This is a genomic window from Paenibacillus sp. FSL H8-0317 (assembly GCF_045040685.1).
Classification (GTDB): Bacteria; Bacillota; Bacilli; order Paenibacillales; family Paenibacillaceae; genus Paenibacillus.
Window position 1 is genome coordinate 4,930,370 of record NZ_CP150294.1, and the last position, 18,122, is coordinate 4,948,491.

22 protein-coding genes, 1 tRNA gene and 1 pseudogene are annotated in these 18,122 nt (G+C 43.7%); 6 read left to right on the plus strand and 18 right to left on the minus strand.

Annotation, left to right across the window (positions count from 1 at the left end):
• Nucleotides 1-41 precede the first annotated feature (41 nt).
• Nucleotides 42-1,517, plus strand: a complete 1,476-nt coding sequence (locus MHB43_RS22085; RefSeq protein WP_047844430.1) for an aminotransferase class I/II-fold pyridoxal phosphate-dependent enzyme — start codon at nucleotides 42-44, stop codon at nucleotides 1,515-1,517.
• A gap of 208 nt (nucleotides 1,518-1,725) precedes the next feature.
• Here MHB43_RS22085 and MHB43_RS22090 read toward each other — a convergent pair whose 3' ends face one another.
• The 5 genes from MHB43_RS22090 to MHB43_RS22110 all read right to left on the minus strand — a co-directional run bounded on the left by MHB43_RS22090 (nucleotide 1,726) and on the right by MHB43_RS22110 (nucleotide 4,619).
• On the minus strand, nucleotides 1,726-2,043 hold the full coding sequence (locus MHB43_RS22090) for a DUF1292 domain-containing protein (RefSeq protein WP_036614722.1): 318 nt from the start codon (nucleotides 2,041-2,043) through the stop codon (nucleotides 1,726-1,728).
• A gap of 97 nt (nucleotides 2,044-2,140) precedes the next feature.
• Nucleotides 2,141-2,695, minus strand: a complete 555-nt coding sequence (locus tag MHB43_RS22095) for a copper amine oxidase (RefSeq protein ID WP_405117986.1) — start codon at nucleotides 2,693-2,695, stop codon at nucleotides 2,141-2,143.
• A 474-nt stretch (nucleotides 2,696-3,169) separates the two neighbouring features.
• Nucleotides 3,170-3,349: a hypothetical protein gene (locus MHB43_RS22100; RefSeq protein WP_017687398.1), complete on the minus strand. Its 180-nt coding sequence runs from the start codon at nucleotides 3,347-3,349 to the stop codon at nucleotides 3,170-3,172.
• Between the two features lie 109 nt (nucleotides 3,350-3,458).
• Nucleotides 3,459-4,025: a YdhK family protein gene (locus tag MHB43_RS22105; protein ID WP_405117987.1), complete on the minus strand. Its 567-nt coding sequence runs from the start codon at nucleotides 4,023-4,025 to the stop codon at nucleotides 3,459-3,461.
• A gap of 174 nt (nucleotides 4,026-4,199) precedes the next feature.
• The gene (locus tag MHB43_RS22110) at nucleotides 4,200-4,619 is read right to left on the minus strand and encodes an organic hydroperoxide resistance protein (protein WP_017687397.1); all 420 of its coding nucleotides are present in this window, start codon (nucleotides 4,617-4,619) and stop codon (nucleotides 4,200-4,202) included.
• A gap of 218 nt (nucleotides 4,620-4,837) precedes the next feature.
• Between MHB43_RS22110 and MHB43_RS22115 the strand changes: the two genes are divergently transcribed.
• A complete protein-coding gene (locus MHB43_RS22115) occupies nucleotides 4,838-6,049 on the plus strand; it encodes a chromate transporter (protein ID WP_405117988.1) in 1,212 nt (403 codons plus the stop codon).
• Between the two features lie 124 nt (nucleotides 6,050-6,173).
• Here the strand turns inward: MHB43_RS22115 and MHB43_RS22120 are convergent, their stop codons facing one another.
• From MHB43_RS22120 to MHB43_RS22140, 5 genes are all read right to left on the minus strand, one after another.
• Nucleotides 6,174-6,860: a hypothetical protein gene (locus MHB43_RS22120; protein ID WP_405117989.1), complete on the minus strand. Its 687-nt coding sequence runs from the start codon at nucleotides 6,858-6,860 to the stop codon at nucleotides 6,174-6,176.
• 2 nt (nucleotides 6,861-6,862) lie between these two features.
• Nucleotides 6,863-7,861, minus strand: a complete 999-nt coding sequence (locus tag MHB43_RS22125; protein ID WP_405117990.1) for a hypothetical protein — start codon at nucleotides 7,859-7,861, stop codon at nucleotides 6,863-6,865.
• Between the two features lies 1 nt (nucleotide 7,862).
• Entirely contained in the window at nucleotides 7,863-8,120 is a 258-nt protein-coding gene (locus MHB43_RS22130; RefSeq protein WP_405117991.1) for a hypothetical protein, read from the minus strand.
• 340 nt (nucleotides 8,121-8,460) lie between these two features.
• Nucleotides 8,461-10,671 carry a M1 family metallopeptidase gene (locus MHB43_RS22135; protein WP_405117992.1) on the minus strand — a complete coding sequence of 737 codons (2,211 nt, stop codon included), beginning with the start codon at nucleotides 10,669-10,671 and terminating at the stop codon, nucleotides 8,461-8,463.
• Nucleotides 10,672-10,858: 187 nt separating this feature from the next.
• Nucleotides 10,859-10,931, minus strand: a tRNA-Val gene (locus MHB43_RS22140).
• 143 nt (nucleotides 10,932-11,074) lie between these two features.
• Here MHB43_RS22140 and MHB43_RS22145 point away from each other — a divergent pair.
• The 3 genes from MHB43_RS22145 (at nucleotide 11,075) to MHB43_RS22155 (ending at nucleotide 12,364) form a co-directional block, all read left to right on the plus strand.
• Nucleotides 11,075-11,332, plus strand: a complete 258-nt coding sequence (locus tag MHB43_RS22145) for a hypothetical protein (RefSeq protein WP_405117993.1) — start codon at nucleotides 11,075-11,077, stop codon at nucleotides 11,330-11,332.
• Nucleotides 11,333-11,570: 238 nt separating this feature from the next.
• Nucleotides 11,571-12,014: a GNAT family N-acetyltransferase gene (locus MHB43_RS22150; RefSeq protein WP_036614958.1), complete on the plus strand. Its 444-nt coding sequence runs from the start codon at nucleotides 11,571-11,573 to the stop codon at nucleotides 12,012-12,014.
• A gap of 113 nt (nucleotides 12,015-12,127) precedes the next feature.
• On the plus strand, nucleotides 12,128-12,364 hold the full coding sequence (locus tag MHB43_RS22155) for a DUF3892 domain-containing protein (RefSeq protein ID WP_105410271.1): 237 nt from the start codon (nucleotides 12,128-12,130) through the stop codon (nucleotides 12,362-12,364).
• Between the two features lie 409 nt (nucleotides 12,365-12,773).
• Here MHB43_RS22155 and MHB43_RS22160 read toward each other — a convergent pair whose 3' ends face one another.
• From MHB43_RS22160 to MHB43_RS22175, 4 genes are all read right to left on the minus strand, one after another.
• Entirely contained in the window at nucleotides 12,774-13,055 is a 282-nt protein-coding gene (locus MHB43_RS22160) for a hypothetical protein (RefSeq protein WP_405117994.1), read from the minus strand.
• Nucleotides 13,039-13,260, minus strand: coding sequence for a hypothetical protein (locus MHB43_RS22165; protein WP_017687387.1), 222 nt, complete (start codon nucleotides 13,258-13,260; stop codon nucleotides 13,039-13,041). The genes MHB43_RS22160 and MHB43_RS22165 overlap by 17 nt, the downstream gene beginning before the upstream one ends.
• 146 nt (nucleotides 13,261-13,406) lie before the next feature.
• Nucleotides 13,407-13,727: a DUF3889 domain-containing protein gene (locus MHB43_RS22170; protein WP_405117995.1), complete on the minus strand. Its 321-nt coding sequence runs from the start codon at nucleotides 13,725-13,727 to the stop codon at nucleotides 13,407-13,409.
• 56 nt (nucleotides 13,728-13,783) lie between these two features.
• The gene (locus MHB43_RS22175) at nucleotides 13,784-14,092 is read right to left on the minus strand and encodes a hypothetical protein (RefSeq protein WP_405117996.1); all 309 of its coding nucleotides are present in this window, start codon (nucleotides 14,090-14,092) and stop codon (nucleotides 13,784-13,786) included.
• A 261-nt stretch (nucleotides 14,093-14,353) separates the two neighbouring features.
• Here MHB43_RS22175 and MHB43_RS22180 point away from each other — a divergent pair, with 261 nt between their 5' ends.
• Nucleotides 14,354-15,256 carry a manganese catalase family protein gene (locus MHB43_RS22180; RefSeq protein WP_036614750.1) on the plus strand — a complete coding sequence of 301 codons (903 nt, stop codon included), beginning with the start codon at nucleotides 14,354-14,356 and terminating at the stop codon, nucleotides 15,254-15,256.
• Between the two features lie 223 nt (nucleotides 15,257-15,479).
• On the opposite strand, the gene MHB43_RS22185 is transcribed toward MHB43_RS22180, so the two are convergent.
• The 4 genes and pseudogenes from MHB43_RS22185 to MHB43_RS22200 all read right to left on the minus strand — a co-directional run bounded on the left by MHB43_RS22185 (nucleotide 15,480) and on the right by MHB43_RS22200 (nucleotide 18,112).
• On the minus strand, nucleotides 15,480-15,773 hold the full coding sequence (locus MHB43_RS22185; RefSeq protein WP_405117997.1) for a DUF6809 family protein: 294 nt from the start codon (nucleotides 15,771-15,773) through the stop codon (nucleotides 15,480-15,482).
• A gap of 141 nt (nucleotides 15,774-15,914) precedes the next feature.
• A complete protein-coding gene (locus MHB43_RS22190; RefSeq protein ID WP_405117998.1) occupies nucleotides 15,915-16,094 on the minus strand; it encodes a ribbon-helix-helix domain-containing protein in 180 nt (59 codons plus the stop codon).
• Between the two features lie 186 nt (nucleotides 16,095-16,280).
• A pseudogene (locus tag MHB43_RS22195) lies at nucleotides 16,281-17,352 on the minus strand (DUF3626 domain-containing protein).
• Nucleotides 17,353-17,530: 178 nt separating this feature from the next.
• Nucleotides 17,531-18,112 carry a DUF3221 domain-containing protein gene (locus tag MHB43_RS22200; RefSeq protein ID WP_405117999.1) on the minus strand — a complete coding sequence of 194 codons (582 nt, stop codon included), beginning with the start codon at nucleotides 18,110-18,112 and terminating at the stop codon, nucleotides 17,531-17,533.
• Nucleotides 18,113-18,122: the final 10 nt, after the last annotated feature.

The window sequence follows — 18,122 nt, forward strand, 5'->3', positions numbered from 1 at the left end:
TTTGTTTACCAATTTTATTAGGAAGGGTTGTGACAGCACTGATGAATCACCACCGTACGCCGCTGTTTACCGCTTTAAAAAATCATGCGGCACTCAATCCGGTACAGTTTCATATTCCGGGCCATAAAAAAGGATTGGGAGCGGATACCGAATTCCGTGAATTTATTGGCGATAATGCCTTCTCCATAGATTTGATTAACATCGCACCGTTGGATGACCTGCATCAGCCAACCGGTGTCATTCAGGAAGCACAGATTTTGGCAGCAGATGCCTTCGGAGCCGATTATACCTATTTTAGTGTACAAGGCACAAGCAGTGCCATTATGACCATGATTCTGTCTGTATGTTCACCGGGTGACAAAATTATTGTGCCCCGTAATGTGCATAAATCGGTTTTGTCCGCGATTATTTTCTCAGGCGCCAAACCCGTATTTGTTTCTCCTTCACAAGATGCCAATCTGGGCATTGACCATGGAGTGACTACACAGTCTATCCGTCGCGCACTTGAGCGTCATCCAGATGCCAAGGCATTGCTTGTAATTAACCCGACCTATTACGGCGTGGTTACCGATCTGAAAGAGATTGTTGAGCTTGCACACAGCTACCAAGTCCCTGTACTTGTTGATGAAGCACATGGCGTACTCATTCATTTCCATGAGGATCTGCCGTTGTCTGCAATGGCAGCAGGTGCCGATATGGCTGCAACCAGTGTTCACAAGCTTGGTGGCTCCATGACACAGAGTTCCGTACTCAACCTGAACACGAAGAATGGGTTCGTGAACCCGCAGCGTGTACAGACGATCCTGAGTCTGCTCACCTCAACATCAACTTCATACATTTTGCTTGCTTCACTCGATACATCAAGACGTAACCTGGCACTCCACGGTCGTGAGATTGCACAGAAGGCGATTGAACTGGCTGAGTTTGCCAGACGTTCGATTAACGATATGGATGGACTGTATTGCTTCGGTAGAGAGTTGCTGGGTACAGAAGCGACCTTCAACTATGATCCAACCAAAGTAACGATCCATGTTCGCCATCTGGGTATTACAGGATATGAGACAGAGAACTGGCTGCGTGAACATTACAACATCGAGGTCGAACTTAGTGATATGTACAATATTCTGTGTCTCATCACGCCAGGAGATACGGATGACAGTGTGGATATCTTGCTGAACGCTTTGCAGGATCTCTCCCGTACCTATTATCAAGTGAACCCGGCCCATGAACTGGTCGTAAAAGTACCGGACATTCCACAGTTGATGCTGACTCCACGCGATGCATTCTACGGTGATACCGAAGTGATTCCGTTCAAGGAATCCGCGGGACGTATTATCTCGGAATTCATCTATGTCTATCCGCCAGGAATTCCAATCCTGTTACCGGGTGAGGTTATCACCCAGGAAAACATCGACTACATCATCGATCATGTTGAAGTTGGATTACCCGTCAAAGGACCCGAAGATCGCAGCGTAACCAACGTTAAAGTGATCGTGGAAGCCGATGCCATTTTCTAAAACAACTCCATCACCCTGTGAATGGAATAAACTTGAAGGACCAAGCCTTAAGCTTGGTCCTTTTTTTATTTTATGGGACAAACGAGTTTGCATTTTCCCGTCTATTTCGTCGTTCAAACCGGTGGTGTACATGCTCGTATACCTCTTAAAAACAAACAAAAGGCCCCCTGAGATCAAGGAGCCTTCATGTTATGTTCCAAAAGAATGACTATTCTTGTGATGCAACGAGTTCGTTGTAAGCCGCTTCAACGCGGTTCCACTCTTCTTCGTCTTCAATATTGTAGAGCACCATTTCCTCGTCTTCTTCTTCCATACGCAGGATGATGCCGTCAGCTTCAGGATTGTTACGTTCCAGCAGGAGCGCATAAACATGCTTCTCCACGTCAAACGTCTCCACCAAAACCATCTCCACGTCTTGGCCGTTCTCGTCTGTTAATGTGAGAAGGACTTCTTCATGCTCGTGGTCGTGGTCGTGGTCTTGCCCGCATCCGCAGCCATCGCCGTGTTCATGTGTGTGATCGCTCATTGAAATACCTCGCTTTATAAATAGAAATTGTGTAACCTTGCATATCGTAACATGTTCAATGACCCAGGTCAATTTAACTCACAGGGTTATTTTCGCTTCAATCGTTCAGCGCTGTAATGATTTTCTCCGCTACCAGGACGTAGCTGCTGTTTGCATTTTCTTTAATATGAAAGCCAACCTGATACTTGCCAGCACGACTGAAATCATACGTAAAATCATATGTGCGGAACCAGAAGTTATCCTTCTGTGTCGTAAGCTCCTGTGACTGGATATCCTTCACCTGACCGCTTGGATTGGTAATCGTTACTTTCACCGCAGCTACATCTGCTGTCAGACTGTCCACTTGTGAAAATACATTGAATTTCAGCTTACCTACGTTAACGTTGCCAAATACAGTGTCTCCCTTGAAGAGAAAAATATGTACATTCGGTTTGATCACCGTTACTCTCTTGTTAATGCTGTCCCATTTGACGACGCCTCCGGCTTCTCTTACAGGTACATAGGTCGTTCCATCAATGAGATAACCTCCATCAGCTGCTTCCTTGCCGTTAATGAGAACACGAATCTTCTCGTTCACTGAGTCAGCAAACAATAAAGACCCGCCGAGCAAGGAGAATACCGTGACACAAAGCAATATTCGTTTCCATTTCATCCCGTCAATATTCCCTCCCCTGCTGCTAGCTGTTGTACATTTATACTGCAGATTCATCCACAAAGTTGCGCTGTTTTTCATCATTTTTCATTTTTTATCCAGAATTTTTTCCACCCCTTGGAATGCACAAAAAGAGGCGATCCTCATTAAAGGATGCCCCTGATCTATAATTGTTATATATACGGGATTATACGAAGAGTTATGAAGAAGTATGGCGGGTCAATATACAGGGAACGCCCTTGCCTAAAGCCCCTTCAATTCTCATACGTGCAGCATAATCCATTCCTCGTGTACAGGGTGTCTTACATCTCTCACATACATCCGAAGTGACCAACTTCATGGATACACGTATTTTATCACTCTTTAATGCGGGAGCTTTCTTGCCCTTTGCTTTTGCCATCCCGGATTCCCCATTTCCCCAAGTGCTTACTGATGTAGTCCATCATATGGGGATTCGCCCGGTTGTGTGTCTATTTAGAAAACGTATTTAAATAATAAAAATATGACAAGGAGTATACCTCCGAGAATGAGCCAGTTGCTGATCTCATACCAAATGCTCTTGCCTCCGGACAGGTATTTCTGTTCATTCTCCTGATGACGCTGACGGTGAGTATCGGTCTCAGAGCCATGGGGTGGTTTGCTAAAATCCATCATAAGTACATTCCCCTTTCAGCAGTTATGTGTAAACTTAATACCATTATAACCCATAATTGAGTGTGAAATTGACTTTTATGCTTAAAAAGGCTGTTTCATACAAATGGTTCTATTCGATAGCAGATAATTCTTCTTCTGTGACCCATTTGTGATTCTTTATCGAATCTCCCCCTGTTGTAGGGGTGTAATCAACCAGATATACCGTTGTCTGTTCAGAAGAGTCAATTGTGGCCTTGGCGCCCTTCATTCCTTTCATGTGATCAGCGCTCAACACTACCTCAGAACCTGCCGCATACGCTTGATCCGTATGGCCCTCAATTTCCTCATGGATAACCCATTTATGGTTTTGCACGGGATCTCCGCCTGTGGTTGGCGTATACGTAACTGCATATACCGTAGTCTCATATGCTCCAACGATCTTTGCTTTCGCACCCTTCATGCCCGACATGTGGTCGGCACTCATCAGCGCCTGGCTTCCTATTGGGAAGGTAGGATTGTTTTTTTCGTGCAGTCCTTCCGGTAGCTCTCCCGATTCAGAATGGTGCATCTCACCTGCGGCAGCTGTATGACTGCCATCGTTACTTTTAATAGTCTGCCGAGTCTCCTTGCCACATCCACTCAAAACCAAACTGCTTGTAATCAATATAGTCGATATGGTCAATACGTACTTTTTCATGTTCTGCACTCCTTTAATTCTATTTATACTATCATTATACCCCCTATAGGTATATCGCAATCATTAATATTGCTTTTTCAGGGCAAAGCAAATCTTACAACGGAACAAAATAACACCAAAAAACCTCCGATTTCTCGGAGGTTTCTTATCAACAACAACAACTAGTATCAATGATTACGCCAGTTCCACGTTAACATTCACGTTTCCTTTAATTCCTTTGGAATATGGGCAGTAGTCATGGGCAAGTTTCACAAACTTCTGTGCTGTCTCCTCGTCCAGACCAAGAATTTTAACTTCCAAATCGACTTGAAGCTTCACGCCGTTATCCTCAGAGTCCGTCACCAACATTACGGTTGCAGCTACGGTACTTCTCTCAATCTCAACTTTGTGTTTCTTCAATTGAAACTCCAGTGCGGAGTTAAAACAAGCACTATACCCTGCTGCAAACAACTGCTCCGGATTAGTAGCTGTCGTCACTTGTCCTCCGAGTTCAGGCGGTGCAGCAACATCCAGCATAAACACGTTATCTGGGGATTGTACGATGCCTTGACGTCCGCCTGTATTGATGACTGTTGTTTCATATAATGTTTTCATTTGTGAAAACTCCTTTAGTTGATTAGATTTATTTTGACTAAATTTTGATCTATATTTCATCGCTAACAATTACATTGTACACAATTAAATTGCGTATGTAAATAGCTGATATAAAAAATAATATAGTTTAATGCTGCGTTTAAATGAATAGCGATGATGAGAATTATAATGTAGTTATTGGATAGCCTGCATCGAACCGTTAAGGAGGAATAACACGTTTGGAGAATAATTCATTTCTAACCCCGGACAAGCCCAAACATACAGTCAGAGCACTTTCTGAGGTGTTGGCTGTATCAACCAAACTTGGCCTGACTTCATTTGGAGGACCGATCGCTCATCTCGGCTACTTTCATGAAGAATATGTTCGCCGTAGAAAGTGGATGGATGAACGAAACTATGCAGATTTAGTTGCGCTGTGTCAATTTTTGCCCGGGCCTGCCAGCAGTCAAGTCGGGATTGGAATTGGCATCATCCGCAGCGGTTTGTTGGGGGGACTGGTGGCTTGGCTTGGTTTCACACTTCCTTCTGTCATTGTTTTAGTTTTGTTCGCTTTCCTTCTGCAAGGATTTGATATCAGCAGTACTGGCTGGATTCACGGCCTTAAGATTGTTGCTGTAGCTATTGTCGCTCAGGCGATATTGGGCATGGGGCAAAAACTAACTCCTGACCGTTACAGGGCAACCATCGCGATCTTTACTGCAGCGGCAACTCTTGTGTGGCAGACTGCGTTCACTCCAATCCTTTTTATTGTTATTGCAGGCATAATAGGCATGATTTATTTTAGAAAAATGACAGGTATTAAGACAACAGACTTGTCTGTCCCGGTAAGTCGTAACTTGGCAATAGTCTGTTTGGCTATGTTTTTTGGAATCCTGATTCTTCTCCCGTTACTCACACCATTTGATCATTCGGGATGGCTGTTATTCTTTGATAGCTTCTACCGTTCAGGATCACTTGTATTTGGTGGAGGGCATGTTGTACTTCCGTTACTGGAACGTGAATTTGTCCCTACAGGTCTGATGAACAAGTCCGACTTTTTGGCGGGATATGGAGCAGCACAAGCTGTACCCGGACCATTGTTCACCTTTGCCAGTTATTTAGGAGCGATGATGCGTGGGATTCCCGGTGCTTTGGTTGCAACGATTGCTATCTTTTTGCCAGCGTTCCTTCTGATCGTAGGCGCATTGCCCTTCTGGAATTCTTTATGTAAAAGTTCAAAAATCCAAGGAGCATTAATCGGAATTAATGCAGCTGTTGTAGGTATTTTGTTAGCATCGTTGTACGATCCACTTTGGACAACTGCGATCCTAACTCCTGTTGATTTTGCACTGGTATGTATGTTGTTTCTAATGCTCGTTTTTTGGAAAGTACCACCGTGGATCGTTGTCGTTGCTGGTGCAGCAGGCGGTACAATCATGAACCTTCTCTAAATATAAAAGGTACCCAAACACTGCACTTCATTTTCAAAGCGTCCGTGTTTAGGTACCACATTACTTCAAGTATATCTTTCACCTATCCATGCAGATAATCTATTTATTCTCTTTGTCATTCCAATCAGTTACTCCAGATATCCACTTTCATCTGTGCACATTTGAAATACTTGGCCTCTGCCTTACTTGTAGTTAGTTTCAAAAGACACTGCAATTCTCCATGTTGGAACACCCCCCCGCTAAGGTCAGCAGCAACACCGCCATATTGATCATCCGCACCAAGCCATACGGACGGTCTCTCGAACCCCGGTGAGAACTGTAATCCGGTACAGAGCAGCACAGTGAGATTCTTACGGTTCTGTGCTTCATCTCCTGCTACACCATGTGTGGTGAAGAACACCATGTTTTGATTAAAATCTGTGTACGTTCCATCTGATTTATAGGCACGGACCATACCATACTTCTGATTTACATTTTGAAAAAAGGTGATTCCGGCCTTGCTATCCTTCGATTTAATGCCCACCTGAACTGAGATTCCAATGTTCCCGTTTAATTGTAGCGCTTCCAAAGTGATTGCAATTGCGGTTACTTTCGAGCTGTCAATCAGATGTTTCATTTTCAACTCTGCTGTGGCTCCTGCCGTTGTTGGTGTTGTAACGGTTATGGTCCCTCTGTCGGGCAAAGGCTCAAACGTAGGGGTGCCCACCACCTCCACCCAATCCGGTAACGTTCCGTAAAGAAAATCGGCCACAAGCTGTTTGTGAACCTTTCCAAAGGGCACGATCTGACCCGCTGCATCACGTATAACCATCTCTACACCCCCACCGAATAGGCTACACCGATATTATGATCGGTATTGTAATACACGTACACTACGCCGTCCATAACGGACACCATCAAGGATTGCATATTGGTCGTTTCCCAATTCAATGCCGGAAAATATATATCTGTAGGTTTGTCCAGCAGTTGACGAAAGTCTGCGCTGATCTTGGCAATGGCAGGCCGAGCTACTGTCGTAACCCCACCGGAAGCATAAGCTGATAACATACCCAGCCACCACATACTCCCTTTGTACATAAATACACCAGCATTGGGTCTCGAAATGTTTTCTCCTGCACTTAAAGTGGCATCATTCCCACCCATTAATGGCCTTGGATCAGCTAACCAGCTACGTCCGTCATGTGAATGCCAGATACATTTACGACCAAAGTCACCACCGCCCATCACCGAGAAACCGATCCATTTGCCGCCATTTCTGAAACACGAGAAGTAACCGGTATGACCATCACCAGGGAACCCAGGAGGTTTGTCCAAAATCAAACCCACTCTTGTCCAGTTGATCATGTCTACAGAGGTCGCAAGTGCCGTTGATTGATTGATCCCTAGACCGTTTTGTTGATAATACATAAAGAACAATTGTTCTTCATCGTTCCAGATCACAAATGGAGTTTCCGTCGAATTCCCAACCACGGTATCGAGATACACTTGTCCATGTTTGGTCCATGGTCCTGTCGGGCTGTTCGAATAGGCTAGTCCAATTCCTCCGATTTGATTATGGTTGGTAGAATACGTAGCATAATAATCTGCTTTTGCATCAGGGATAAGCCCTTTTACCTTGATCGCCCGAAACCAATAGATCGATTGCAGACCCGCCATTGCAGCGGTATAGATAGGATTGTCCATTTTTTTATCAAATTGAGGCGTGTACATCCGTCTGGTTTCTGCATCGCAATAATCATAAGGTGAAGTGAAACTGTTGGCTGTGACATTAGCAGTCTGTTCTGCCTGGATATTTTTTTCAACCATTGACATGTTACACAACCTCCTTAACGTGCAGGGTGACAATGTCCAATGGAGAGAAGTATACTAATTCCGATGCGCCCTTTAGTAGATTTGAGAGATCAACAACATTACCCATATTCGCAGCCGGCCCCTGAATAACACGAATGATAGAGCGAATGCCTGTATTATATGAATACGCTTTCATTTTGTTAATTCCTTTGCTTTCCTTACCGTTGTGATCAGTGACTGTCTCTTTCCATGGCATGCCAGGATAATGTTGATCCTTCATATTAATCCCTCCTATTGTTTTCTCACCATAAGTATATTCATGAAGTTACCTTTCTGTTAAAGCATCATGCCCATTTTAAGGCCTAATATTCCAAGACTGGTTTGCAAAACAACATAAAATTTTATCTCCTTTTAGACTTTTTGAAGGTTATATTTTTTCTATGGAGGGGAGTGAGTTGTGCAACCATCGGTTTGCTTTTGTTAAAATGACTAAACAGGCTAACCAATAACAATTGGCTAACCTGATTAGAGGAAGAAACTGCAATATAGATGTTCTCTTAAACAATTATTTCGTGGTGTTACAAGGGATGCTTTCTTCACTTTTTAAAACCAATGACTTATTACTCCGCAAAAAATGAAGATATGGGATTCGCTATTTTTTTATTGGATTTCTCCTTGCCTTGGTAATCCAATAGATAGTATTGGTAAAAATCGTTAGTGAATCCGACAGACTCTTGTATTTTCAGCTTAAAAGGTTCATATGCCGCATCACTCAGATGATCCTCATTCCAAAAATAATGAAGCATCAATCGATTCTGGTTATAGGGATGTTTGATAACATATGCACCAGCAGCGAGAGGTTCATTCATGGTATTTTTCCAAGGAAAACCTGTCTGTTTCGCCCGATCGATCATGCTGGATTTTAAAGCCTGCACCAATCCGTTTGACTTGGCATTGCCAATGACAATAAGGTTGCTGTTGCCGATCTCTTTTTTCATCTTTTGCTTCAGTTCCTTGCGATCCCGTATAACGTCGTATTTCATACCGGTCATATCAAGGAATCCGATCAACTGATTAACCATATCTTCCTGCTGTTTAGTTGCAAGCTTACTCACCTGATCGCTGAGTACAATGGTTAATTCCTCGCCTTGAAGGACTTTGTCCATCAATCGATTCATTACTTCATAAGGCAGATTAGGGATCATTCTCATGACAGCCTGATACTGTAGTTGTAACATGTCATGTACATAGGCGGCGGTCTCTTCCTGTGATAATTGGTATTCCGGCTTTAAGACAAAGTTAGGCTGATATAGGGCCATTTGCATTTCTGTACGTACTTCCTTACCAAGCACATCTTCAATGGTGTGGAGCAGCCCCTCTACCGTTGCATTTTGGTACACGTAGCGTTTGAAATATGTCCTCATGAACTCGTCAAATTTCTCTTCACCGACGGAACGGTAAAGCTGATAGATCGCTTGTCGCCCCTTCTGATAATATACCAAACTTGCCAAATCCCCAGCTTCATCGTTTGTTGACGCAATGACCATATCTACGGGCGCAGTATCAAACTGTATGGATCTGAACCCATTTAGCTTGTCTCCCTGTTTCTCGGCAAAATACACCATGGAGAAATCAGCAAAGCCTTCATCCAGGAAGGATTCTGTCTCCGAGTTATTACCGATCAATGCATGGAACCACTGATGCGCTATTTCATGAACAAATGTTGTATCTTCTTCTGGAACAGCAACATTTTGAATCTGTCCCATCTGAATGAGCCTCGCATACTCCACGGCAACGCCTTGTACATACGTCTCGACAATTCGGAACTCTGGATAGGGATACTTGCCATATTTCTCACTATAAAAATCGATGACCTTGAATGCCTGATTAATGTAGCGGTCAACTATCTTTTTCTTGGATGGATCATCGTTGTAATAGTAGTATTCCACCGTCAGACCGTTACGGGTAACACTCTCCACTTGAAGGTTTGGGCTAGCAAAGAATACAAACTCCCTTGTATTCTCGGCCACAGCAGAAATAACTTTACGACCATGTTCTGTACTGTTTTGAGTGGTGATCGTGCCCGGCATGGCTACCTGATACTCATCAGGAACATTTAATTGAACTTTAAAGTCCGATGAGGTGTAATAATCGCTCTCAAATGTTCGACTATACGGTGCCTTGTTCCATTGATGCTTAACCTCGTCGTATACAGACATCACCGGGAACCCGTGTGCACCATTGATCATGTCCTTGTAGTAGGACACTCGCTGTGAGCCATAGGGTATATTCAACTGAAACTCCAGTTGGAATGATACCGATTCGCCTGGTTGAACGGGCTCTTTCAACTGCACGGTCAACGCTTGGTTTTCCTTATGGAAGCCTAGTGATTGGCTATCTGCGGTTACAGCCTGAATATCGATGCCACCCAGAAAGTCCTCCGCTGTCTTCTCCGGATGATCTTCACTAATCTTCTCATTATGCTGTTGGTACATGCTCGCCTGTGTAGACTTGGAGAGGTTTGCATCAGCATATGTATGAAGGACCAACTGCTGGAGTGCATCCTTGCTTGTGTTGCGATACGTTACCATCTCGCTCCCCTGGATTGTCATGTCCTTCTCATTCAACCGAGCCTGGATCTGGTATTGAATCGGGGTCTGCTCTAAAGAGTCTTTCTGAGTGTTATGTATCTTTGTAGATACAGGCGCTAGGTCTGCTTCCGCGGCAACAACCCCCATGTTGACAAGTGGGCTTGTTGCCAGTATTAAAGCCAGTGTACCCGCGATCCCTACTCTGGCTAACTTTGATGTAAATGGGTTTGAATAATTCATAAGTTCTCTCCTTCTCCTGTTCTATGTTGACCTCAGAACCAAGTATAGAAGACGAACCTTACGCTGAATTTATGTTTTATTTAAGTTTTGTTTAAAAAGAGGAGAGAAACTGAAACTATCGCAAATCGCATTCCTATTTGTATGTAAAAAAAGAAAAGAAGCCTTACATTGTAAGGCTTCTCGTGTATGATCTGTAGTGGGCTCGAACCACTGACCCCTACCCTGTCAAGATAGTGCTCTCCCAGCTGAGCTAACAGATCATGTATATAATTGTTTCCCAATCAAGTAACAGTATCATATCAAGTAACCGTGTTCATTGTCAATGATTTATTTGGTTATAATTCACCCGAAATGGTACACAATAAAGGAAAGATTACCATTTCTACAACGAGGTGAATTCCCTATGAGAAACATAACAAAACGGTCAAGATCCAATAAACATACATTTACCAAATGCTTCTTCCCCTGCGTTGGGCTTGTGATTCTCATTACAACCGTTACTGGTTGTGGCTTGGAGAGGGATGAACATACGGTACAATTCCAACAATTACAACAGCCCAATGAAAATGGTGAGTCTCTGCCCGTCTGGCTGGACGTGTACTCCAATTCTGTAATTCAAGATGTATATTCTCCGCGAGGAAGCAGTGAAGTCTTGCCGTGAAGGTTAACAGGTGAATTACTCATCTTCATCCCACCTGCGTGAGTATGCTTTCTTCGTAACGTAATACAACAGAGTAATCATTCCCGCCGACATTAGCAATGTAATTACCATGATGCCTGTCATGCCCATCACTACCCCCTCCTCTCCCAGTATGTTCCAGACTTCACTATACAGGAAAAACATTTTTTTGTATAATTCAGTCTGATATGTCGCGCAAGAGCAGAAAGAAGGAATGGAATTGGCAGCTGAGATTAGTTATGTATCAACAGAAGAACAACTGGAGCAAGCCCTGGGAATTCGCCATCACGTTTTTGTGATCGAGCAACAGGTGCCTGCGGAGATTGAGATTGATCAATATGATGTCATCAGTCCAGATGTGCATCATGTATTGTTAAGTACGGATGGGCAAGCTGTAGCCACAGGACGTCTGATCTATTACAGCAAGGATACGGCCAAAATGCAGCGGATTGCGGTGCTTGAATCTCATCGTTCATTTGGTTATGGACGTGTGCTTCTGCTCGCGATGGAGGAGCTGGCACGTGAACTCGGCTTATCCTATTCTGTACTGGATGCGCAGTGTCAGGCACAGAAATTCTATGAAAAACTGGGTTATGAAGTGATTTCGGAAGAACCTTTTTATGATGCAGATATTCTGCATGTTCGTATGAGAAAGAGCCTGTAAAACCTCCGCGTTGGCAGGTCTTTATTAGCATATGGTGCATACTTCCGATGAATTAGGATAGGCTAATCAGGTAAGCAGATTCCTATCTGGTCATATAAGGAGAGTGTGACATCATGGATCAAACAACACGCGAGAGTTTCACAGCCGTGCAAAAAAATGGTGACGGTGACCTGACAGCCTTTCAGACTTCAGCAGGACGTGTACTGGATTATCAGCAGGCCCTTACAGAAGTACAGGCTGGCGCTATTGCCGGTGTGAATGTATTTAAAGGCAAGGATGGCGAAATGTACATTCGCGGCGATGCCGACGGTGACCCAACCAACAACCTGGACCAACTTCCCCATTTCTAAAATAGATGCACATGACACAATAAGCACCGATCCGGTTACCCGGGTTGGTGTTTTCTTATGTTCCTAGAAAGTGCCTTCAAACCTACTGAAAGCCGAACTCAGACCCACGACGAATCTAAGGCGTCTTATTCAAGGATTTGAAGCCACCTTAGAGATCTAAGGAATCTGAGACACGCTATATCAGAATTTTTGGCCTTTTATAGCGTTTTTGTCAGGGGGTTGCGGGAAGTAACTTGTCTGATGTTCCATACAATTTTAAAAAAGGAGGAACGGAAGGCCAAATAAGACGTCCTGTGTTCCTTAGAAATCATCTGCTCATTCACCAGGATCAGCCAACTTGGACTGCCAGGCTGTTTAGATGCTGACCTCCATCATCGTCGTATAGCTTGCTTAAGTTTGAAAGCACACCCTAATAGTCCGTAAAATATTTTACGGAGTCCCCGGAAGGCTGGCTTTTGTGAACCGGCTGTTGTACTTGTTCCCATGCCTGCAAAATCTGTATCCCTTCCAGAGTAGACCGGTTCTCCCAGGCGATGTGCCCGGTGCGTTCAAGCTCCAGCAATGACTCATGAATGTAAGCTCTGCTTCGTCCTGTCTTGTTCTCCAGTTCATCCATACGTGGCAACCTGCGCCGTTGCCCTGCATAGTTCACCATAATACGCAAAATCTTGCGTTCAAAGTCGTTCAGCATACTTTACCTCCCCATTCAGATCGGTAACAGGACGCCATGCCAGAATACCTTGCTCCAGAAATGTTCGGGGTGAGCCTTCTTTTCCCGCTGATGCTCTAATCATCCCGCCACGTACACTGTTAATTCGAATCTGTCGCTGCGTAATCTGCCCTGCACGATCCATGTAGACAAGCTCCACCATCTGGCCAATATATTTCCCTAGCATAATCATCCCTCCGATAAGAACGTTTGTTTGTATTTTATATTATATGCGAACATAAGTTCTTTATTCAATAGTAAAAAAAGGGTTTTTGTAAAATAAAAAAACCAGACTTTCACCTTAATCATTAAGGCAGTCTGGTTCATAACGGATCAGTGTCGATCCGATTCTGAAAATTGTACTTTCTTTAACTGTTGTGTAGATGGATTAAAATCAACATTCACATAAACTGCGAATTGCTTGCCGTCTTTAGCACGAACCCATAACTTGAACTGTTCCCGTGATTGATCCGCTGTTAGAGAGGTGCGACCGATATGCTTATAGTCCAAAATATCCACATTATACTTGGTCTGTGTTTCTTTGACCGCAATAATTCCCCACTTCGCATAATCAGGGATAGCGGCCCCTGATCCGGATGTAATTCCAGCCAAACTCAGGACTACCGACATGACGGTAACGATGAGCATTCTCATTTCACTCACTCCTTGGGACAATATGTTTCTGTTATATTGCCCGTCCGGGTTTCATTTTACACGAATAAACGAAAGATCCAGGCCAGTGGCCGCAGGGAAAAAGGAATCACATGAACAAGTCGGTCAAACGAATCAGGAGGCTCTGTCCGGAAACTCATTCCCCAGTCACCTGAGAAAAAGTGTTGTTGTGTCTTCGGCTCCTGAGGACGATCCAACCCGTATTTCTTTTCAAGTAACTGCCTCGTTGCTTCATCCACCTGAACCTCGTTCGTAACGTCGTATGCTGTGGCAGGCTCGTTGCTTATGTACATCTGAATCACTAGAAACATCACAATCCAAACTATTTGTATCCAACGCTTGTTCATCTCATACTCCTTTATGGATTCATGACTCTGTTCTCTTCTACGTGAAGACTTGTTTGAATGTTTTATTATACAAAAATTTTACCATAGTAGGAAATAACAAGTGGTAGAAAATATGCGCTTGCGTTATGCGATGCTTAAGTCCCATTTGGTTGTTTTTTTGTTTAAAAAACCCAATAGACGTGTAATAGGCCATGACAGAGTGACTTCACGATCTTAAACCCTACACGATCTGTAATACCAATATGAGGAGGTTACACCCGAATGTTCAAACGCCTGGATGAAATCCTGATTGAGATTCCCAATGTCGAGAAGCCAGATCCGAATGCTGCGGCAGCCATACAAGAATTACTCGGCGGCAAATTCGGAGAAATGTCAACGTTGAACAACTACCTCTATCAATCGTTTAATTTTCGATCCAAAGAAAAGTTAAAGCCCTTCTATGACCTCGTCATGAGCATTACGGCAGAAGAATTGGGTCATGTTGAACTCGTGTCTCATGGTATTAACAAATGCCTCAGAGGTTCAACCGAGTACAAAGAACCCGACGACACACCGCTAGGTTCCGTAAAAGATGCTCGTCTGTCGTATCACTACCTGGCAGGTGCACAAGGCGCAATGCCTTTTGACTCTATGGGTAATCCATGGACGGGAGCAAACGTCTTCAACAGCGGCAATCTGGTCGAGGATCTGCTGCATAACTTCTTCCTAGAATGTGGCGCTCGTACCCATAAGATGAAAGTATATGAGATGACGGATCACCCGGCAGCCCGGGAAGTGGTTGGTTTCCTGCTGGTACGTGGCGGTGTGCATGTCGTGGCATATGCAAAAGCACTTGAGATTGCAACTGGCGTAAATGTGACCAAGCTGGTTCCTATCCCTTCACTGAACAACAAAGCCTTCAACGAGGCTCGCAAATATGAAGAAAAAGGGGTACACACCAAACTGTACACCTATAGTGATAAAGATTTCAACACGATCGGCCAGATCTGGAAAGGAACTCACCCCGAAGATGGACAACCTCTTGAAGTCATCCAAGGGATACCTGAAGGATTCCCGATTCCAGAAGCTCCTGCGGTCGAGGAAGAATTTGCACCGGGCATATCGCAAGAAGACTTTAAGGAAATTGCACGTCGTCTGAAGATGGCAGGGAATATTGCGGATTAAGGAACAATTTGTTTAACAGGCTCTTTCCCTATATATAAATTGTTAACTCTATGTTTAAGTGAAGCCCTCGAACCCTGCTGTTGAATGCAGAGAGGATTGGAGGGCTTTGTTATAATCAATTTATGATACAATTTTATGATGCAAAATGAGTATGTTGTATGCACGTCATTTCCTGAGAATTTAGCTGTAAAAGTAAACCGGATCTCTGCTCACATCGTTAAACTTAGTTAAACTCCAACACCGATTCCTCCCGCTGACTCATGACTTCAATTAGCATGTTGGCACCCAGACGAAAACCTTGTACAAACGCTGCTTCGGTATGCATGCCCTCACATCTGCCACACAAGTCAAATAACTGTTCAAGCTCACGGAATTCTTCATCGCTCAATCGATTCTTCCACTGCTTTGTCAGAGCTGCAATCTGCCGCCCTAACGCTTGGTATTCAGGATGTGTCGGCATCATCATCTCATCCGGTCGAAGTCGTCCATTATATAATGCTTCTAATATCGAATTCATGTGCATCCTCCTGTATATCAATTCGCACCTCGCTTGAATGAACGTTCTACACATGGTAGGATATTTATGCAGTCGCTCATTCAAGTGATTGCGTGATAGGAAGCAGCGTGTTCTTCGTGGGACTTGCGCTGCTTCCTTTTTTCATTTTTGGAGTTCGTCGTAAACCTTCTCAATCCCTTTGCGAACGATGTCTGATCGATTCGTATTCAGCTTCTCAGCCGAAATATCGAGCTTGTTCATAATGTCCTCGTCAACACGTATCTCGATCGTTCTGCTTTTGGGTTTGTCAGATTTAGGGCGCCCCATCTTTTTGGCGGACATTGCTTCACCTCTTTTTTCGTCCTGACAACAATATATTATTGTCAGGACAAAAAGTCAATATAATTATAAAACATACGTTCGTTTTTGTGATAGCAGATTCATAGATAAATGTATAGTCTGTAATCCGTTTGAATGATAAAAAACAACCTTGAACGGCTAGGCGCTCAAGGTCGTTAGAGTACTATTTCACTCTTCCATTGGCTTTCCATATCTCACTAAGACATGCCAGAGTAATTTTAACTCTTGTAGAACTTCTTTGTAGGTTCCTCTATCGCTCCAATGGCTTGGGTTTCGTTTCAAGTCCATAGCTGCAGAACCAATGATATTTGCATCAATCAAATCACTTTTTGCAATTCTCTTGGCTAGTGAAGGCATCGAAGGACCTCGAAAATCCATAGGAACTTCATCAACCAATAGTGTAAAGCCCATGTGCCAGTGGAGATCAATTGAATACTTTAAACATATCTGCTCTAAGATTCTTCCTGTATGGGTGCCTTTAAATGATGGTTCGGCAACAAGCATCTTTACATCTTTTTCAAGGGAAATATCACCATGAACCTGAGCTTCGATATAATGGTCCAGATTTCGGTTTGGCTCTTGGTTTGATGGATTTTGGAATGGTTTCTCAAGATTGACGAGCATATGATCGATTAACTTTTGAACCGTTAGATTTCTTTCACCAATGGCAAAATTACTATAGAATACATCCCTCATGAGAGCAGCCAAAATGAGGTCAAATTCCTCATACGTTCCCTTTCCCTCAGGTTCTTGATGAGAATCCAAATATGTATACGTGCAACGCTTAGAGACCTCAGTGGATAAAAGGAAGTAACATGATCCAAAACGCGGAGCAGGTCCATCGGGATGTAACATAACATTGAGTGCCCCATACTTGGGCCGTTCGCTATTGGTTGAGCCATTTATTTGGTACGCTCCGCCAAACATTTTATTCTCCCAAACGTCACGTTCACCGCCTGAAAATGCGGAGACACTTCCATTTGATAAAAAAGTCTCAAACTGACTTTTATAAACTCCCTGCTCAAGTAGTGCTTCAGCCACGCTTTTCATATTCGGATCTAATCGATCTGGGTGAAAGTGTAGCGCATTTTAGTTTATTGATAGCTTTTTCAAATGTCTTCATCTCGATGTTGGACATACGAAGGATTTCTCTAATAGTTTGCTCCGCCTCATTTTTACGGCTTCTTGCATAATGGGTTACATGCTCTTGAGCTAATTGCTGAGACCTTGATAGTTCCATGGGCAGGGGAGTCCTTTCCCTTTTTATAGAATCATAATACATGATGGACAGTAAGTGAACTTACAGGCGGTTCAAAAATCATGATATTGTGCAATGAATCAATCCGTGTCACTTCTTTCAATTTGAATCATATCTTGTGCAACGCACGCTTCTCCACCATCATAAAGCTATGAACTCCTTATTCTTCGCCTTGTATCTTAACTTGCTTCTCGTCCTTCACGGTCACATGAACTACTTGCCCTTCATTCGCTGTCATCGCATCTCGAATAAGAAGGGTCCATGCCCCTGAATCTGCATCAAACCGCTTGTCCTCAATGATTGGAACACGGATGTTCTCTGCATCAGGTGAAAGAAGTCCGCTACGAATCGCATCGGCATCCGTCATATGCGCGCCATCCGGTGCCACTGGACAAGATACCGCTATCTTTTCTGCTCTGGCCTGCCCAGGATAGGGTTCATTTTCCGGGCCTCCATCCGTCCAGACTTCAACATAGGAGCCGATCTGCGGATCAGGCGCATTGGAGAACCATTTTGCCGGATAATACCGATTTTTTCCTCCGTTCGCACTGAAATCCTCATACGCAGGATCAACCACAAGAATGGAATTGTCTTTGCGTTCAACCACATAACCAGTGAATCCATCTTCACTTGGTGCATTCGCTTGAGTCTGCACAGAGTTGCACTCGATATGTCCTGAACATCCCGTAAGGCATACGATTAGGATTGAGAGCAATATGAGGACTCGACGAAGATTGGGCATATGTAAATCC

Excerpts from the sequence above, each read along its gene's own strand:
- MHB43_RS22085 (WP_047844430.1), top strand. The coding sequence starts at position 42 with ATGAATCACCACCGTACGCCGCTGTTTACCGCTTTAAAAAATCATGCG.
- MHB43_RS22090 (WP_036614722.1), bottom strand. The coding sequence starts at position 2,043 with ATGAGCGATCACACACATGAACACGGCGATGGCTGCGGATGCGGGCAA.
- MHB43_RS22095 (WP_405117986.1), bottom strand. The coding sequence starts at position 2,695 with ATGAAATGGAAACGAATATTGCTTTGTGTCACGGTATTCTCCTTGCTC.
- MHB43_RS22100 (WP_017687398.1), bottom strand. The coding sequence starts at position 3,349 with ATGATGGATTTTAGCAAACCACCCCATGGCTCTGAGACCGATACTCAC.
- MHB43_RS22105 (WP_405117987.1), bottom strand. The coding sequence starts at position 4,025 with ATGAAAAAGTACGTATTGACCATATCGACTATATTGATTACAAGCAGT.
- MHB43_RS22110 (WP_017687397.1), bottom strand. The coding sequence starts at position 4,619 with ATGAAAACATTATATGAAACAACAGTCATCAATACAGGCGGACGTCAA.
- MHB43_RS22120 (WP_405117989.1), bottom strand. The coding sequence starts at position 6,860 with ATGGTTATACGTGATGCAGCGGGTCAGATCGTGCCCTTTGGAAAGGTT.
- MHB43_RS22125 (WP_405117990.1), bottom strand. The coding sequence starts at position 7,861 with ATGTCAATGGTTGAAAAAAATATCCAGGCAGAACAGACTGCTAATGTC.
- MHB43_RS22130 (WP_405117991.1), bottom strand. The coding sequence starts at position 8,120 with ATGAAGGATCAACATTATCCTGGCATGCCATGGAAAGAGACAGTCACT.
- MHB43_RS22135 (WP_405117992.1), bottom strand. The coding sequence starts at position 10,671 with ATGAATTATTCAAACCCATTTACATCAAAGTTAGCCAGAGTAGGGATC.
- MHB43_RS22145 (WP_405117993.1), top strand. The coding sequence starts at position 11,075 with ATGAGAAACATAACAAAACGGTCAAGATCCAATAAACATACATTTACC.
- MHB43_RS22155 (WP_105410271.1), top strand. The coding sequence starts at position 12,128 with ATGGATCAAACAACACGCGAGAGTTTCACAGCCGTGCAAAAAAATGGT.
- MHB43_RS22160 (WP_405117994.1), bottom strand. The coding sequence starts at position 13,055 with ATGCTGAACGACTTTGAACGCAAGATTTTGCGTATTATGGTGAACTAT.
- MHB43_RS22165 (WP_017687387.1), bottom strand. The coding sequence starts at position 13,260 with ATGCTAGGGAAATATATTGGCCAGATGGTGGAGCTTGTCTACATGGAT.
- MHB43_RS22170 (WP_405117995.1), bottom strand. The coding sequence starts at position 13,727 with ATGAGAATGCTCATCGTTACCGTCATGTCGGTAGTCCTGAGTTTGGCT.
- MHB43_RS22175 (WP_405117996.1), bottom strand. The coding sequence starts at position 14,092 with ATGAACAAGCGTTGGATACAAATAGTTTGGATTGTGATGTTTCTAGTG.
- MHB43_RS22180 (WP_036614750.1), top strand. The coding sequence starts at position 14,354 with ATGTTCAAACGCCTGGATGAAATCCTGATTGAGATTCCCAATGTCGAG.
- MHB43_RS22185 (WP_405117997.1), bottom strand. The coding sequence starts at position 15,773 with ATGAATTCGATATTAGAAGCATTATATAATGGACGACTTCGACCGGAT.
- MHB43_RS22190 (WP_405117998.1), bottom strand. The coding sequence starts at position 16,094 with ATGTCCGCCAAAAAGATGGGGCGCCCTAAATCTGACAAACCCAAAAGC.
- MHB43_RS22200 (WP_405117999.1), bottom strand. The coding sequence starts at position 18,112 with ATGCCCAATCTTCGTCGAGTCCTCATATTGCTCTCAATCCTAATCGTA.